Source organism: Acinetobacter sp. 24-47-64 (assembly GCF_057737055.1).
The window spans coordinates 2,626,398-2,642,735 of sequence record NZ_CM173215.1 but is presented as its reverse complement, the minus strand read 5'-3'; the positions used below and the strand labels follow the sequence as shown (position 1 = coordinate 2,642,735).

Sequence of the window (16,338 nt, the reverse complement as noted above, 5' to 3'; positions counted from 1 at the left end):
AAGTAAAAAATGCCTTAATTTTGTGGACCGTTATACCCTGTCAGTAAGAGCCCGTATGAAGATTTCTTATCTTGGTGTGTGACTTTCACTGGTAGATAGTCCAATTTCGGAGACAGCCAAAAAATCGTTTCACGACCTGGTTTATCATGCTTCATCACTACTTTGATGGTATCAAACGTACCGTACTTGGTTTCTACTTTTTCAGTGCCTTGTTTGACGAAACGACGTGATTCAACTTCTTTAGCATCTGCAATCCAATATTGCGATTTTAAACCGTTATTTTTTAAGTCTTCACGAATTTGCAATTCTGCATTTAACTCATCCAGTACACCAGATTTCCAAGCAAATGAACGTTGCTCTTTATCTTTAGTGGTGTTAATGGTTTTGGCACTTGGATTAAATTTAATGCTCATTGTATTGTTATGAACCAAAATTTTACTGGTGCGACTGAAATTGGATGATTGAATCTGATTATTGTTGAATGTGAAGTTACTGGTTTCAGTCGCTGAAGCAATACCACCTGCTTTAGCTGCAAAAACGTAATTCCATGTGTTACCTGATTTTTTCAAGGTTCGTGTTGCTGACCCCAAGTTTTTACCATTGTATGCAAACTGATAAGAGGCTTGGAAGGGCGTCATGGCAAGCGCTTGACTTGAATAGCCTGTGAAAAGCACGGCTGTACCTACACTTGCAATCACACTCAAAGTTTTAAACGATTTAAATGCCATAAATATTTTCCTTTACCTTCGTATCGAAGGATCACTTGAAGTTTTATTATCTCTGATAAATAAGGAGAAATAATCAATAATCACAGTGAAAATGTATTTTTCTGTAGCTTAAGCTTTATGACGACATCAAAACGCTGCGCTCTAGTCGTCCTTTTGTTTAATTGGTGTAATGTGATCACTTTCCACTTCATCAGATTTAGATTTGAATCGATCAGTATTCATTTTGCTGAATAAAGCCATCAAATTTACATTACCAATCACCACCAATTCTGTTTCACGAAGTTCTGCATGGTTGACGTGTACTTTGCCCAATGTTTCAATGATCGAGCGATTTTTTCCGAGCCACTGATTTAGATCGAGATGTAAGAGATCGTCTTTGACTTTAATGACATTAAACCGCTCTAAAATCATACCAAGTGGATCTTTACGAAGAATTTTTTGATAGAAAAATAGGGCAGAGCGGAATGCAATTTTCATCCAAAAGGTTTGAAATTTTGCTTCAATGACTTCGGTTTCACTAATTTGTTCAAATACAATCAGTTGTACATCTTTATTCAATTCCATTTGAATCAGCTTTAAATCTACAGAGAGAATGGTATAAAGCCCTTTCACATTCAAAGTGGCATAGAGTCGAAGCCAATCATCATGTAAATCAGCATGTAAGTCTTCAAGGATGCTGACATTGTCGGTCACAAAGCGCTTGAAAGTCGCATTTAAAAAAACTTGAGAGACAGGAAATTCACGTTCTTCTTCAATAAACCCTTCAGCCTTTTGATAGACTTTACGAAATTTGTTCGCGATATTTGAAATAATCGTTGGCATAAGTGAAGTTCCATTACCTCTAAATCTTGTGAGATGTCAGCTAGTATATATCTTGTAGGTGATTACTGCCGAAGGATAACAGCTTATCCAATTGCGATGTAATGTTTACAAAGACGTTTATTATGGTTTTGATGGTCAGGCGTTATTTAAGTTTAATCTATTGGTTTCGCATGACTTTATCTTATTTTATCTGAAGAACTTGCTCAATATTTAACTCATTTGTCTAAAATATGTCATCAATATAAAGATCAACTCGATTTATTCAGATTGATAAGCGCGCTGAATTTGACAGACCTCAATCGAATACGTGTCATACCATGTTAGGCGACCTTTTTGTTGCGCATAAAGATGCTCAGTGTCCTGACGCCAAGCTTGAATATCCTCTAACCGATTCCAATAAGAAAGACTGACTTCATTATTCTTCTCTTGATAGCTTTCAAACTTTATACAATGATAATCATGCATCGCTTTATGCCGCATTTGGTTTGCTAATTGTACATATTCATCATCAATATTTTTTATTTTCGCTTTGAAGATGACAACGAAGTTCATTTGTGAATACTCATTTATTATTTTAATGTGCTTCCCGAATAACGGGAAGCATAGACCGAAGTCATTGAGGAGTGTTATTCGTCATCCAAAAGCAAGTAAGGGTTTTCAAAACCTAGTTTTTGTAAAATCTCAATCTCAATTGCTTCCATTTCCTCAGCATCTTGTTCAGAAGTTTCATGATCATAGCCCATCAGATGTAAAGTACCGTGAACCAACATATGAGTGAAATGTGTTAATGGTGCTTTAAATTGTTCTTCTGCTTCACGAAGCACAACGGGAATACAAATCACCAGATCTCCGATAGGGAAACTGTCTAGAATTTCAGCCATTTCATCTGGTAAGTCGCTTGGAAAAGATAAAACATTGGTTGGCTTATCTTTACCACGATATTCAAGGTTAAGTTTGTGACTTTCTTCGACATCTACGCAAGCTATTCCAATTTCACAATCGCTTTGTGTATCAATATGACGAAGGGTGGTTTCAATAATTTTTTTAACATACGCACGTTTGAGCACCAAGTTTGATGCTTCAAACGATTGTTGTAATGAGAGACTGAGTTTCAAAATCTTGCCTTGAGCGTGATTAGATTTAAATTACTCTGCATCTTGATGCTGAGCATCAGCAGCAGAATCATTTTCTGATATGAGTGCTTCTTGACGCGCTTTACGTTCCGCACGTGCTTCAGCAGTTAAACGATGTTGTTCACTGTCCCAACCTTCGTATGCTTCTACAATTTTTTGTACAAGCTGATGTCTTACAACATCACGTGAGTGAAAACGTGTGATATGGATTTCTTTAATCTTTTCAAGCACACGTAATGAATGTGCCAAACCAGACTGTTGTCCACGTGGTAAATCTACTTGGGTAATGTCACCTGTAATGACTGCACGCGAACCAAAACCAAGACGAGTTAAGAACATTTTCATCTGTTCTGGCGTTGTATTTTGAGCTTCATCTAAAATGACAAAGGAGTGATTGAGTGTACGACCACGCATATATGCAAGTGGCGCTACTTCAATAATTTGACGCTCAATTAATTTTGCCACTTTTTCAAAGCCAAGCATTTCATACAAGGCATCATAGAGCGGGCGTAAATAAGGATCAATTTTTTGTGATAAGTCACCTGGCAAGAAGCCAAGTTTTTCACCAGCTTCCACAGCAGGGCGAACTAAAAGAATACGTTGAATTTCATTGCGTTCAAGCATATCAACGGCAGCAGCTACAGCCAAATAGGTCTTACCTGTACCCGCTGGACCAATCCCGAAAGAAATATCACTTTGAAGAATACGTTGTACATAGCGTTTTTGGTTGGCCCCCCGCGGATTAATGCGGCCCTTGCGAGTTTGGAGCCAGACTTCGTCAAGTCCTGTGTGTTCTTGATTAGGATCCAATTGTAATTCATGATCAGTCTGGCTGCCTTGAATCATTAAATGAATCAAATCAGAGCTGATTTGTTGAGAAACTTCAGCTTCGGCGTATAAGCGCTGAAGTAAGCTTTCAACTCTCTCGACTTCATCAATTCCACCGTCAATAAAAAAACTATCACCACGCTGACTGATTTTTACATCTAAACGTTGTTCAATTTGTTTCATATGACCGTTGTACGCGCCAAGCATGGTTTGTAAACGGTCCATTGAAACACCGGGAAAAGCCACTGTACGTCGAATCGCTGCAGTCAAGAGATTTCCTTTAGAGTCTATTAATCTATACCTCTACATTACGCCACGTCAGGTTCAAGATTCAAGAGTTCACCGTAAACAAAATTCAAGGTTTTAATCTCTGTAATCTCAATCTCTGCAAAGCGTCCGAGCCAAGAAGCATCACCAATAAATGTTACTAAACGTGTATTGTCTGCGGTTCCTACCAATAAGTTTGGATCGTGCTTTGAAACGCTCTCAATGAGCACACGTTGGACAGTACCAAGCATAGCATCAGTTTTTTGGATACTTGATTGCTTGATCCATTGTTGAACTTTAGCCAAGCGCTCTTTTTTAACATCTTCAGGTGTTAAATCTTCCAGCTCTGATGCTGGTGTACCAGGACGTTTCGAGTAGATGAAACTATAAGAATGATCAAAATCTAAGTCTTGAATAAATTGATATGTCTCTTCAAAGTTAGCATCAGTTTCACCAGGGAAGCCAATAATAAAGTCTGAAGACAAATGCATATCAGGGCGTACCTGGCGTAATTTAGCAATCTTATCGATATAAACGTCAATCGTGTGGTTACGCTTCATCGCCTTCAATACATCATTTGAACCACTTTGAACTGGTAAATGAAGGTGAGAAACCATCTGTGGTAGGTCACGATAGCATTGGATAAGGTCATCATTGAATTCTAATGGATGAGATGTCGTATAACGAATACGACCAATGCCTGGAATTTCCGCCACTAGACGAAGAAGATCAGCAAACGTACAGATTTCACCTTCGAATGTTTCTCCGCGGTAACCATTTACGTTTTGACCGAGTAAAGAAACCTCACGTACGCCCTTTTCCGCAAGACCAGCAATTTCAGCAAGTACATCATCTAGGGGACGAGAGACTTCCTCACCACGAGTGTATGGCACCACGCAGAATGAACAGTATTTTGAACAGCCTTCCATAATTGATACGAAAGCTTTATAACCTTCAACGCGAGGTTCAGGTAAGAAGTCGAACTTTTCGATATCTGGAAATGAGATGTCTACCAGTTTGATTTTCTCTTTTTTCGGCTTTTCAATTTGATCCGTATGTTGATCAAGCATTTGTGGCAAACGGTGAAGTGTTTGTGGACCAAATACCATGTCGACATAAGGTGCACGTTTTTGGATATTGTCACCTTCTTGAGATGCAACACATCCACCTACACCAATCACCAAATCAGGATTTTTTTCTTTCAGCTTGCGCCAGCGACCTAATTCTGAAAATACTTTTTCTTGCGCTTTTTCACGAATTGAACAGGTATTCATTAAAAGAATATCTGCATCAGCAGGGTCTGTCGTTAATACATAACCGTGTGAATCACCTAGCAAGTCGGCCATACGATGACTGTCATACTCATTCATCTGACACCCTTGCGTTTCGATATACAGTTTTTTGACTGCACCATCGATGGCTGGGGTGTGCTGTGGCTGGGTAACAGTGTTTTCTGAGGCAGCTGGGGCACTATTCGGAATGAAGGTTTGAACCGTCATGAAGGCTCCTATCCTATAAAAAGGGATAAATATGTTCCGGTGAAGTATGGGGGAATCCCACACTCGATAAAAGCGAGCTATTTTACAGTATTTGTACTACGGGTTGAACAAATATATAAATCAGATCAAGTTTATGGATTTACAGTAAAAATACTTTAAAATAATAGTGGTTAATCAGCGCTTTACATAACAGAACAGTACTTGATCATTAGAGTATTTAAAATACATTTTAAAATTGCCAAGCGCTGCAAAAGAGTTGATCATGCAAAAAAGCATGTCCAAATGTAGCGACGAGTTAAAGTTGAGAAGAGAAGCGTGTTAAAAAAAGCAGTGAAGCAAAAACAGTTAAAACAATATTTAATGGGGTTGATAACACTAGGTTGTTTGCCCGTTGCTCATGCGGCTGAAGAGCAATTTAATGAGGCGATTAAATTTGCGAACTCGGGTAATACAGCTCAGCTCGAATATTATCGTTCTGCAATGCAAAATGATGCGCTTGGATATTATCCAGAATATTGGATGTTGAATAATAATTTAGGCTTCCAACCTGCAACGAATATTATCAGCTTTGCACAGCGCTATCCTCAATCTGCAATGGCTGAAAAATTAGCTGCTGATTATGTCGAAGAAAAGGTAAAACAAGCGGATTTCAAGACAGCTCAACCTGTTTTACCTTATGTCACCAATCCTGACCAAGCTGAAAGCTGTGCGGTTGCGCAAGTACGAGCAAAAAATGGCGATACATTGGTGTACGCGGAATACAAAGATGTCTGGCTTACAACAGAGTCGCAGCCAGAATCGTGTAATGGTTTAGGTCGCTTAATGCTAAGTAGTCCCTTACTCACCACCACGGATCGTCAACAGCGCTTGTATGCGCAACTTAGAGCGGGCCAGTCTGGTCCAGCGATCGCAACAGCACAAACTCTGGGTTTAAACTTGTCATTAGCACAATTAAATCAAATTCAGGCAGATCCTTTGAATTATTTATGGTCTGCGACCAAAGGAACAACAGTAGATTATGCTTATTTGGTGTTTGCTTTAGGTCGTGCTGCAGATGCTGACTTGAACACGGCGCTTCAAAATCTTCCTCGTGTCGTGCAAGGTGTTCCTGCAGATGTTCAAAAGTATATGTACCGCACGGTGGCGTATATTGGAGGCACGACAGTGATGAAAAATAATTTTAATCCAGAAGTGCTGAAGAACTTTGATTACAGTTATGGCGTGCCTTTTACACCAGAAGAGGCTGAAATTTACGCGCGTCAAGCGATTCGTTTTGGTGAGTGGGAAAGTGTGTTGCGCGCCATAGATAGTATGAGCGTTACGCAAAAACAAGAAGATCGCTGGCAATATTGGATGGCGAGAGCGTATGAAAATCGCAAAGATCAAGCTTCCAAGCAAGCTGCAAAAAGTATTTATCAACGATTAGCTGCCGCTGGCGATGATTATCACAATCTGTTGGCAAAAGATCATTTAGGTATTCGTTATAATGAAGCACATGATCGAGCACAACCAAGCGCACAGGATATTCAACGTTTAGATCAAGATATTCACTTTAGACGTGCTTTTGCATTACGCAATATCAATGCTTCAGCAACTTACACAAACCGTGAATGGAATTGGGCTGTCCGCCAAGCTTATCTCAAGCAAGATGATGGTCTATTACTGGCTGCGGCAAAACGTGCCACAGAAATGGGGTGGTATGACCGTGCTATTTATGCGGCGGAAAGAACACTTAAACGTCATAACTATGCATATCGTTATGCGACACCACATCAAAATCTAGTGGTGACGCATAGTAAAAATGCAGGGATTGATCCTTCGTGGGCTTATGGTTTAATGCGTCAAGAAAGTCGCTTTGTAACCACGGCCCGTTCACATGTAGGTGCTGGTGGATTGATGCAAATTATGCCTGCTACAGCAAAAGATGTGGCACGAAAAATGGGTGAAACGTATAATCCTGCTGCATTATCAGATCCGAATACCAATATTCGTTATGGGACATATTACCTGTCAATGATTCAAGGTATGCTGAGTAACAGTCCAGTTCTAGCTACGGCTGGCTATAATGCAGGGCTGACTAGAGCACGTCGTTGGCAACCAGAGTTTAAAAGCATTGCGGCGGATCAATACACAGAGTCAATACCACTTCATGAAACACGTGACTATGTGAAGAAAGTTATGACCAATGCTGCTCATTATGGTGTTTTGCTTGGACAGGGGCCGCAAGCGATCGAAAGTCGTATGCCGCCTATTCCAGTAAGAAATACGCAATAGCATTTCAACTATTTTTGTGAGCTTTGATGAATCACACAAAACTGCTGTTTAGTCGTCAACACACTTACCTCCTCAGTAGTTTGAGCGTAGGGGCTTTGTTGTGTTCAGCAGATGTGATGGCATCAGGGAAAGGTTTACAAGGATATGTGCTTCAAGTACAGATGACACCTGCCATTTGTGCATTAGATCGAACAAAAGCGAAACACCGTAAATGCCTAGAAGGATATTCACTGACGATAAAGGGTCTTATCCCAGAAACCAGTCGTCATGATTGCCAAACGAGTTCATCTGCCACCTTGGCACCGCTACAGAAGAAGGTTGTTGCTAGGGTGATGCCTGATGAGCAGGCTAGAATTAGGCTGTGGGCCAACTATGGTGGTTGCGTTCCAATGAATGCCAGTCAGTATTTTCGTACCATTATTAATCATGCAGACCAATTAAAAGTTCCTGATTACTTAACAGGAGTGGATCGTAAAACAGTCTCTATCGCGACATTACGATCGCAATTCATCAAACTCAACCCAAAATTACCCAGCCAAGGTATTGAATTTCAATGCCAAAGTTTAAATGGTCGCCCGGTGTTAACGGGGGTTGAAATCTGTTATCGCACGAATGGTCAATTCAAGTCATGTGCGTCTGATATTGTCTCGACCTGCCCAAATACATTTGACATAGAGGGCGCCTACTAATTTATTTCCGCGAAGTTAATTTATATTTCCTATCAGACTTTTGTTGAAATTCATTCTCTTTTCAATGCATCTGTCAAAGTATTGGAGTACAATCTTCGCCGTTTATGATTATTAAGATTAGATAGAACAGCTATTTAATCGCATTGACTATCCTCTCAACTGGAGATAATTACATGAAGCAACCTGTTCGCGTTGCCGTTACTGGCGCTGCTGGTCAAATTGGTTACAGCCTTTTATTCCGTATCGCTAGCGGTGAAATGTTGGGTAAAGACCAACCAGTTATTCTTCAATTATTAGAAATTCCTGTTGAGAAAGCTCAACAAGCGCTTAAAGGCGTGATGATGGAACTTGACGACTGTGCTTTCCCATTGTTGGCTGGCATGATCGGTACTGATGATCCTAAAGTTGCATTCAAAGATGCTGACTACGCGCTTCTTGTTGGTTCACGTCCACGTGGTCCTGGTATGGAACGTGCTGACCTTCTTAAAGTCAACGGTGAAATCTTCATCGGTCAAGGTCAAGCGCTTAACGAAGTTGCTAGCCGTGACGTTAAAGTTCTTGTTGTAGGTAACCCTGCTAACACGAATGCTTATATCGCAATGAAATCTGCTCCAGATCTTCCAGCGAAAAACTTCACAGCAATGTTACGTCTTGACCACAACCGTGCGTTAACTCAACTTGCTCAAAAAGCAGGTGTTGCAGTTTCAGACATCAAAAACATGACAGTTTGGGGTAACCACTCTCCAACAATGTATGCTGACTACCGTTTTGCTAACGTAAACGGCGAAAGCTTAAAAGACAAAATCAACGATGCTGCATGGAATAAAGACGTATTCCTTCCAACTGTTGGTAAGCGTGGTGCTGCGATCATCGAAGCGCGTGGTCTTTCTTCTGCTGCTTCTGCTGCAAACGCTGCAATCGACCATATGCGCGATTGGGCTCTTGGCACAAACGGCGAATGGGTAACTATGGGTATTCCTTCTGATGGTTCTTACGGTATCCCTGAAGGCGTAATGTTCGGTTTCCCTGTAACTTGTGAAAATGGCGAGTACAAAATCGTTCAAGGTCTTGAAATTGACGAATTCAGCCGTGAGCGTATCAACTTCACGCTTAATGAGTTAGAAGAAGAACGTGCAGCGATTGCTGACATGGTTAAATAATTTAGTTTTCAACTAAATTAAAAAAGCACTCCGAATGGAGTGCTTTTTTAATGCACAAAACTTAACAATGCTTAAGAAATCCTTCTACATAGAACTTTGTATTGACATGTTATCTTGAACAAAATCATGAAAATTCAAGGAGCAATCCATGTTGGATATGGAAGTAAATCAAGAATTACTTTTTGAGCAATTGGGCTTAGATAGCTCACCTGAAGGGATTGATCAATTTATACAAACACATCGGCTTGATCCCAATACGCCGATGCATGAAGCTGATTTTTGGAATCCATCGCAACGCGATTTTATTATTAGTCATTGGAAAAAAGATAATGAATGGGCCATTGTCATTGACCAATTGAGTGAGCAGCTCACAAACGATACAAAGTGATGAAAATATAATCACAAATTGAAACAATAAACCCAGACCAAAAGCTGGGTTTTTTCATGGATTTCTTATAAGTTATTTAAATAATAATTTTATTAAAATCTGATAAGGGGAGTCTCTTGATGGAACATAAACCTTCCTTAGCGTTATTGTTTTCTCAATTGGGGTTGGCAAATAGTCCAGCGGCAATTGAACTCTATATCCGTACACATCAGCTTTCCGCTCAACAAAATTTACATGATGCACCATTTTGGAATAAAGGTCAGCGCGACTTCTTAATTAGTCATTTAGTACAAGATGATGATTGGGCAATATGGATAGATGAACTTAATCAACAGTTACATATGGATGCATATAAATTAAAAATGGCCTAAAAAAGCCCCTTTCATGGGGCTTTTTTTAATGCATCTTAGGTTTGGTTAACTGGATAAACCACTCTTGGTCATGAAATTGTTTGAAAGCAGGGTGAGTTCTTATCACCTCTAAATCATGATCAATAGTTTTAAAATATTTATTTAGCCAATGGCGTGTAAGTGCTGACTCTTTACGAGAAGCGCAAGCATAAGCCAGATTAAAATAAACATCACTATGGTTGGTTGACGTTAATGATTTTAAAATTTGCTGAGTGATAATCGCAAATTTTTCATCTTGAGTAATCTCAAAATACATCATGTAGGCTCTAGCTAACATCAGGGTCAGATTAATATACAAACGCATTGGCATTTCTTCAAAATCTACTCGACCTTGTTCAAGAAGAACAATCGCTTCTTGAAGAAAATGAATTTGTTCCTGACGAAGCTTACTCATACTGACCAGCTCTAAACGCAATTCAGCACGTTCAAAGGCAAGCTCAGGCGTATTTTTTTGTAAGTAAAGTTGGTCTGTTTCACCAATGCGTTGAATAATTAGCTTGGTATTAGATTGCATGGATGAGTCCTCATCAGGTTTAAAACCTATATGGAGGCAACTTCGAAAAAATAAAGCGCTAAATTAAAGTTCGTGCGGTCCTTAACCAAGCTGTAATCGAAAGACGTTGGTGGTGTGCAACAAGAACTTCATGTAATAAATCGCTTTGAAATAGAGCGATGCGATTAGGTTTAGGTTCAATAATATGCCACTGATTATTCTTATCTTGGAGCTTTAGTTGACCACCCCAATGCTGATGCCATTCCTCATGCAAATAAAAAACTGTCGACATCACACGACCATTTTTGCCTTGAGGGTTGTCTCGATGTAAAGCATAGAAATCACCAGGATTATAACAAGCGAAGTGGGCTTCGACTTCTTGAATGCCTAAATAAAATGCACGATTTAATTCCTGAGAGAGTAAATCTAAGGTTTTTATGTGTTGATGGGAAATTGATAGTTTTGGATCTAACCACAAAATGTGATCGCTGCGGATTGTGCTGACAATGCCATTTTGAATTGCTGCATTTCGAAAATCATCGAGATGGATTTGGCATTCATTTACAACGTTTTTTAAATAGCTTGGTGGGTATGCATGATCGATGATACTGAAGCCATGTTGATCTAAATCATCAAGGATTTGATCAACATTCCAATCCCCTGGGATGACAACTGCTTCCATATTTATCTCGCTATTTACTGTATAAAAAAAAGGTCAGCTATTTTAGAGTAATAATCGATTCTGAATGAAACACTTTTTCATGTTAAAATGATTGTTGATCTTAGGAATAATTGAAACATGAATTACCGTCACCATTTCCATGCTGGAAACTTTGCCGATGTCATGAAGCATGTATTGTTGCTTCAGATTTTGTCACGTCTTAATCAAAAAGATAAGCCGTATCGTTACATTGATACACATGGTGGTGCAGGTAAATACGATTTATCAACGTCTGCAGCACAGAAGTCGGGAGAGTTTTTAAATGGTATTCACCGTTTAGTTAAACTCGATGACTCAATTAAGCGTAATGCCCCTGAAGGTGTTAAGCAATATCTTAAAGTTGTAGAAGATATGCGTGCAGGTGCCGGAAAAGGCGCTTATCCGGGTTCGCCATGGTTCGCTTTGGAAGGAATGCGCGAAACAGATAAAGCAACAATTTTTGAGATGCAACGAGATGTATTTCAGCAACTTTATATGAATGTGCGTGATCGTCGTGCAGGTTTGCATGAGCGTGATGCTTATGAAGGTTTGCTCGGTGTGATTCCTCCTAAAGAAAAACGTGGATTGGTCATGATTGATCCACCATATGAGGTGGAGCGAAAGGATTTTCCGCAGTTGGTTGAACTCATTGCTACGGCATATAAAAAATGGCCTACAGGCGTATTTGCAATTTGGTACCCAATTAAAGATCGCGCAATGATTGATCGTTTTGAGAAAAAAATGATTAAGACTGGTATTCGCCGCCAATTGGTTTGTGAAGTATGTGTATGGCCAGACGATACACCTGTAGGATTAAACGGTTGTGGTTTATTGGTGATTAATCCACCTTGGAAGTTTTCTGAAGATGCAGATGAAGCATTGCAATGGCTTTTCCCGCACTTAAGAATGAGTGAAAATGGTGGTCATGCTGCCGTTCGTTGGTTGGTCGGCGAATAAGAATATTGAGAGATAAGGCTACAGTTAGGACGAATGACAATGACAAATATAAATAAACCTGAAACTGAATCTTCTCCAAGAAATGTTCCGGGCTTTGATGGTATTACTTTCGAAGTTGAAGAAGAGGAACATACGCAAGAAGGGCAAAAGGTTAAGCGTCGTGGGATTTATCTGTGGCCAAATCTGATTACTACTGCGGCATTGTTGTCAGGGTTTTACTCAATTATTGCAAGTATGAATGGCGAATTCACACAAGCTATTTATGCCATTTTTATCGCTGCTTTATTTGATGGTTTAGATGGTCGGGTCGCACGAGCAATTGGAGCGCAAAGCCCTTTTGGTGAGCAGTTTGATTCATTATCAGATATGTTGGCATTTGGTGTTGCGCCTGCAATTTTGATGTATAGCTGGAGCCTCCATGATCTAGGTCGAATCGGTTTGGCTGCATGTTTTGTCTATACTGCTTGTGCTGCATTCCGATTGGCACGTTTCAATGTGCAAATAGGTGTGGTTGATAAACGCTATTTTATTGGTGTAGCTAGTCCTCTAGCCGCAGTAATGATCATTTCTTTGGTTTGGGTGGGGCGTGATTTCCCTGAAATTTTTGTCCTATCTGATCCAATGATTCAGACGATAAATGCAGTCATTATTATTGCAGTTGGCTTGCTGATGATTTCGAATATTAAATACTATTCGTTTAAAACCGTAGATCGTAAACGTGTGCCGTTTGCAGTCTTGCCTATTGTTGTATTTATCTTTGCTGCGATTACATACAATATTCCTGTCGGTATTTTAGTGCTTTCGATTATTTATGCACTTTCAGGTTTCGTCACTACATTTTTGGCTCGAGAAAAAACAAGATAAATAAAAAAGGAGTTTGATATGCAGTTGTTGATGAGTTTAGCGGACGATTCAAAACAGCTGAATCAGGCTCCTTTTCCTCTTCGGTTGGATTATCACGGTCCACGAGGAATCTATAAAATTATCCATCAAGGATTGATGATTCCAGGATTACCATCTCCACTTCATTATTTTAATTTTTTAACCATTATCGGCCAGCCGAATGTTCCAATGCTGCGTAATGATTATGCAATTAAAACAAGAGCCTTGGATACTGTTTCACTCATTACGAGCATTAGTCCACATATGGTTGGACATTTTCATGGTTATTCAATCATTAATGATTGCGAGATTAAAGAGAATAAATTTGTATTCGGACAAAGAGAGCAACTAGAAGGCTCAATCCCAAACTTCAAATTAATAAGAAAGGACAATGAACTTTCCGTTGATCTGAATATTCAAACTCAACCAATTATTTCGCACTTTACCAAACTAAAATTAGGTTTATTTGATCACTGGTCATTAGTGTGTCAATGCAAAGGAACAGTAACCTATAAAGAACAAACATATAAAATTGACCAGTTAGGATCATTTGAATTTGCTAGAGCGATCAATATTCCTTATCTACCACTTCATTTTTTTACCTATCAGATTATTAATTTGATTGATCAAAGGCAGTTACTTCTTGCTCATATACGTAATGGTTTAAATCAAATTGTACAATCAAGAATGTATTTAAGAGATTTAAAAACTCAGACATCTGAAATGTTTGATGATGTTTATTTCAAAGTTCATCGTGTATACCCAAAAGTAAAAACCCCTAATGGGCATGAGATGTATTTAGCGCGCGTATTTGAATGGTCATTTGAAAATAAAAAAAGAAAAATAATCGTGAAAGGTGAAAGTCGTGGAGATTTTAAATTCGGTGTTGCCGCAGGTTATGTCGGTAGTTTTAGTTATGAGGTGCAGATTGACGGAATTCAAGAAGAGGGGCAATCTGGGTATTGTGAATATATAGATTGCCGTAGTTTAAAGTGGCAAGAAATTAATAAAGATGAAAAATTAATGGATAATTTTGCAAGTATTGTGCCATGCACGCTTAAAAAATAGCTAAAAAAGCATAAAAATCACGTAAATTGAACAATAAATATCCAGTTAATCATATTTTATTTAAATATTTAAAAAAACATGGTTGCATTGGGGGAGGAATGCTGTAGAATGCACATCCATCGGCGGTGATGTTGATTAAAACTTGTTGAAAAACAAGGATTTAGCTGAATAGGTTGGATCTGAGTTTTGAGAATGAGTTAGAAAATAAATTAACATTGCTAGTTGACTTTCTGAAAAGAAAGGGTAATATAGCCGACCTAGCTTGATGCTGACGAAGCATTAAGAAGATCATTAAGAGATTATGAAGAACAACTTGTGTGGATTTTTACTGGTTGATTGATCGATATATATTATCATTAATAATTGGTAGAAATTTCTCGAAGTTTATTTGAGCAAATTTTTTGTCAGTAATTGATGAGCCAAGATTGGTACCCTTTAGGTACTATTGATTTTAAACTGAAGAGTTTGATCATGGCTCAGATTGAACGCTGGCGGCAGGCTTAACACATGCAAGTCGAGCGGGGGAAGGTAGCTTGCTACTGGACCTAGCGGCGGACGGGTGAGTAATGCTTAGGAATCTGCCTATTAGTGGGGGACAACATCTCGAAAGGGATGCTAATACCGCATACGTCCTACGGGAGAAAGCAGGGGACCTTCGGGCCTTGCGCTAATAGATGAGCCTAAGTCGGATTAGCTAGTTGGTGGGGTAAAGGCCTACCAAGGCGACGATCTGTAGCGGGTCTGAGAGGATGATCCGCCACACTGGGACTGAGACACGGCCCAGACTCCTACGGGAGGCAGCAGTGGGGAATATTGGACAATGGGCGGAAGCCTGATCCAGCCATGCCGCGTGTGTGAAGAAGGCCTTTTGGTTGTAAAGCACTTTAAGCGAGGAGGAGGCTACTAAGATTAATACTCTTGGATAGTGGACGTTACTCGCAGAATAAGCACCGGCTAACTCTGTGCCAGCAGCCGCGGTAATACAGAGGGTGCGAGCGTTAATCGGATTTACTGGGCGTAAAGCGTGCGTAGGCGGCTTTTTAAGTCGGATGTGAAATCCCCGAGCTTAACTTGGGAATTGCATTCGATACTGGGAAGCTAGAGTATGGGAGAGGATGGTAGAATTCCAGGTGTAGCGGTGAAATGCGTAGAGATCTGGAGGAATACCGATGGCGAAGGCAGCCATCTGGCCTAATACTGACGCTGAGGTACGAAAGCATGGGGAGCAAACAGGATTAGATACCCTGGTAGTCCATGCCGTAAACGATGTCTACTAGCCGTTGGGGCCTTTGAGGCTTTAGTGGCGCAGCTAACGCGATAAGTAGACCGCCTGGGGAGTACGGTCGCAAGACTAAAACTCAAATGAATTGACGGGGGCCCGCACAAGCGGTGGAGCATGTGGTTTAATTCGATGCAACGCGAAGAACCTTACCTGGTCTTGACATAGTAAGAACTTTCCAGAGATGGATTGGTGCCTTCGGGAACTTACATACAGGTGCTGCATGGCTGTCGTCAGCTCGTGTCGTGAGATGTTGGGTTAAGTCCCGCAACGAGCGCAACCCTTTTCCTTATTTGCCAGCGGGTTAAGCCGGGAACTTTAAGGATACTGCCAGTGACAAACTGGAGGAAGGCGGGGACGACGTCAAGTCATCATGGCCCTTACGACCAGGGCTACACACGTGCTACAATGGTCGGTACAAAGGGTTGCTACCTAGCGATAGGATGCTAATCTCAAAAAGCCGATCGTAGTCCGGATTGGAGTCTGCAACTCGACTCCATGAAGTCGGAATCGCTAGTAATCGCGGATCAGAATGCCGCGGTGAATACGTTCCCGGGCCTTGTACACACCGCCCGTCACACCATGGGAGTTTGTTGCACCAGAAGTAGGTAGTCTAACCGCAAGGAGGACGCTTACCACGGTGTGGCCGATGACTGGGGTGAAGTCGTAACAAGGTAGCCGTAGGGGAACCTGCGGCTGGATCACCTCCTTAACGAAAGATTGACGATTGGTAAGAATCCACAACAAGTTGTTCTTCATGA

Annotated in this window: 16 protein-coding genes and 1 rRNA gene; 9 read left to right on the top strand and 8 right to left on the bottom strand. The window is 40.3% G+C overall.

The window, feature by feature from the left end:
• Positions 1–14 precede the first annotated feature (14 nt).
• From AC1M85_RS12530 to miaB, 6 genes are all read right to left on the bottom strand, one after another.
• Entirely contained in the window at positions 15–728 is a 714-nt protein-coding gene (locus AC1M85_RS12530) for a DUF3108 domain-containing protein (protein WP_035265223.1), read from the bottom strand.
• A 141-nt stretch (positions 729–869) separates the two neighbouring features.
• On the bottom strand, positions 870–1,550 hold the full coding sequence (locus AC1M85_RS12525) for a hypothetical protein (protein ID WP_179999309.1): 681 nt from the start codon (positions 1,548–1,550) through the stop codon (positions 870–872).
• A 258-nt stretch (positions 1,551–1,808) separates the two neighbouring features.
• Positions 1,809–2,102 carry an antibiotic biosynthesis monooxygenase family protein gene (locus tag AC1M85_RS12520; protein ID WP_481590844.1) on the bottom strand — a complete coding sequence of 98 codons (294 nt, stop codon included), beginning with the start codon at positions 2,100–2,102 and terminating at the stop codon, positions 1,809–1,811.
• Positions 2,103–2,176: 74 nt separating this feature from the next.
• A complete protein-coding gene (gene ybeY / locus AC1M85_RS12515) occupies positions 2,177–2,665 on the bottom strand; it encodes an rRNA maturation RNase YbeY (RefSeq protein WP_481592023.1) in 489 nt (162 codons plus the stop codon).
• A 30-nt stretch (positions 2,666–2,695) separates the two neighbouring features.
• A complete protein-coding gene (locus tag AC1M85_RS12510; RefSeq protein ID WP_092768044.1) occupies positions 2,696–3,781 on the bottom strand; it encodes a PhoH family protein in 1,086 nt (361 codons plus the stop codon).
• Between the two features lie 38 nt (positions 3,782–3,819).
• Positions 3,820–5,277: a tRNA (N6-isopentenyl adenosine(37)-C2)-methylthiotransferase MiaB gene (miaB, locus tag AC1M85_RS12505; RefSeq protein ID WP_488213177.1), complete on the bottom strand. Its 1,458-nt coding sequence runs from the start codon at positions 5,275–5,277 to the stop codon at positions 3,820–3,822.
• Between the two features lie 360 nt (positions 5,278–5,637).
• On the opposite strand from miaB, the gene AC1M85_RS12500 reads away from it, so the two are divergent.
• The 5 genes from AC1M85_RS12500 (at position 5,638) to AC1M85_RS12480 (ending at position 10,159) form a co-directional block, all read left to right on the top strand.
• On the top strand, positions 5,638–7,551 hold the full coding sequence (locus AC1M85_RS12500; protein ID WP_488213879.1) for a lytic transglycosylase domain-containing protein: 1,914 nt from the start codon (positions 5,638–5,640) through the stop codon (positions 7,549–7,551).
• 26 nt (positions 7,552–7,577) lie between these two features.
• Positions 7,578–8,240: a ribonuclease T2 family protein gene (locus tag AC1M85_RS12495; protein ID WP_481593784.1), complete on the top strand. Its 663-nt coding sequence runs from the start codon at positions 7,578–7,580 to the stop codon at positions 8,238–8,240.
• 173 nt (positions 8,241–8,413) lie between these two features.
• Positions 8,414–9,400, top strand: a complete 987-nt coding sequence (locus tag AC1M85_RS12490) for a malate dehydrogenase (protein WP_035269892.1) — start codon at positions 8,414–8,416, stop codon at positions 9,398–9,400.
• A 148-nt stretch (positions 9,401–9,548) separates the two neighbouring features.
• Positions 9,549–9,788 carry a DUF2789 family protein gene (locus AC1M85_RS12485; protein WP_179999322.1) on the top strand — a complete coding sequence of 80 codons (240 nt, stop codon included), beginning with the start codon at positions 9,549–9,551 and terminating at the stop codon, positions 9,786–9,788.
• A 119-nt stretch (positions 9,789–9,907) separates the two neighbouring features.
• Entirely contained in the window at positions 9,908–10,159 is a 252-nt protein-coding gene (locus AC1M85_RS12480) for a DUF2789 family protein (RefSeq protein ID WP_035269894.1), read from the top strand.
• A 25-nt stretch (positions 10,160–10,184) separates the two neighbouring features.
• Here AC1M85_RS12480 and AC1M85_RS12475 read toward each other — a convergent pair whose 3' ends face one another.
• Positions 10,185–10,712 (bottom strand): hypothetical protein, encoded by a 528-nt coding sequence (locus AC1M85_RS12475; protein WP_035269895.1) that lies wholly within the window; start codon positions 10,710–10,712, stop codon positions 10,185–10,187.
• Positions 10,713–10,770: 58 nt separating this feature from the next.
• Positions 10,771–11,373 carry a 2OG-Fe(II) oxygenase gene (locus tag AC1M85_RS12470; RefSeq protein WP_092768036.1) on the bottom strand — a complete coding sequence of 201 codons (603 nt, stop codon included), beginning with the start codon at positions 11,371–11,373 and terminating at the stop codon, positions 10,771–10,773.
• A 117-nt stretch (positions 11,374–11,490) separates the two neighbouring features.
• Here AC1M85_RS12470 and AC1M85_RS12465 point away from each other — a divergent pair, with 117 nt between their 5' ends.
• The 4 genes from AC1M85_RS12465 (at position 11,491) to AC1M85_RS12450 (ending at position 16,289) form a co-directional block, all read left to right on the top strand.
• Complete coding sequence (locus AC1M85_RS12465; RefSeq protein ID WP_092768034.1) at positions 11,491–12,348, top strand: 23S rRNA (adenine(2030)-N(6))-methyltransferase RlmJ; 858 nt, start codon at positions 11,491–11,493, stop codon at positions 12,346–12,348.
• Between the two features lie 39 nt (positions 12,349–12,387).
• Positions 12,388–13,212 carry a CDP-diacylglycerol--serine O-phosphatidyltransferase gene (gene pssA / locus AC1M85_RS12460; protein WP_481586809.1) on the top strand — a complete coding sequence of 275 codons (825 nt, stop codon included), beginning with the start codon at positions 12,388–12,390 and terminating at the stop codon, positions 13,210–13,212.
• Positions 13,213–13,230: 18 nt separating this feature from the next.
• The gene (locus AC1M85_RS12455; protein ID WP_092768032.1) at positions 13,231–14,298 is read left to right on the top strand and encodes a DUF6670 family protein; all 1,068 of its coding nucleotides are present in this window, start codon (positions 13,231–13,233) and stop codon (positions 14,296–14,298) included.
• 453 nt (positions 14,299–14,751) lie between these two features.
• Positions 14,752–16,289 (top strand): 16S ribosomal RNA (locus tag AC1M85_RS12450).
• Positions 16,290–16,338 lie beyond the last annotated feature (49 nt).

Coding starts and splice junctions, on each gene's coding strand:
- AC1M85_RS12530 (WP_035265223.1), bottom strand. CDS start 728: ATGGCATTTAAATCGTTTAAAACTTTGAGTGTGATTGCAAGTGTAGGT.
- AC1M85_RS12525 (WP_179999309.1), bottom strand. CDS start 1,550: ATGCCAACGATTATTTCAAATATCGCGAACAAATTTCGTAAAGTCTAT.
- AC1M85_RS12520 (WP_481590844.1), bottom strand. CDS start 2,102: ATGAACTTCGTTGTCATCTTCAAAGCGAAAATAAAAAATATTGATGAT.
- miaB (WP_488213177.1), bottom strand. CDS start 5,277: ATGACGGTTCAAACCTTCATTCCGAATAGTGCCCCAGCTGCCTCAGAA.
- AC1M85_RS12500 (WP_488213879.1), top strand. CDS start 5,638: ATGGGGTTGATAACACTAGGTTGTTTGCCCGTTGCTCATGCGGCTGAA.
- AC1M85_RS12495 (WP_481593784.1), top strand. CDS start 7,578: ATGAATCACACAAAACTGCTGTTTAGTCGTCAACACACTTACCTCCTC.
- AC1M85_RS12490 (WP_035269892.1), top strand. CDS start 8,414: ATGAAGCAACCTGTTCGCGTTGCCGTTACTGGCGCTGCTGGTCAAATT.
- AC1M85_RS12485 (WP_179999322.1), top strand. CDS start 9,549: ATGTTGGATATGGAAGTAAATCAAGAATTACTTTTTGAGCAATTGGGC.
- AC1M85_RS12480 (WP_035269894.1), top strand. CDS start 9,908: ATGGAACATAAACCTTCCTTAGCGTTATTGTTTTCTCAATTGGGGTTG.
- AC1M85_RS12475 (WP_035269895.1), bottom strand. CDS start 10,712: ATGCAATCTAATACCAAGCTAATTATTCAACGCATTGGTGAAACAGAC.
- AC1M85_RS12470 (WP_092768036.1), bottom strand. CDS start 11,373: ATGGAAGCAGTTGTCATCCCAGGGGATTGGAATGTTGATCAAATCCTT.
- AC1M85_RS12465 (WP_092768034.1), top strand. CDS start 11,491: ATGAATTACCGTCACCATTTCCATGCTGGAAACTTTGCCGATGTCATG.
- pssA (WP_481586809.1), top strand. CDS start 12,388: ATGACAAATATAAATAAACCTGAAACTGAATCTTCTCCAAGAAATGTT.
- AC1M85_RS12455 (WP_092768032.1), top strand. CDS start 13,231: ATGCAGTTGTTGATGAGTTTAGCGGACGATTCAAAACAGCTGAATCAG.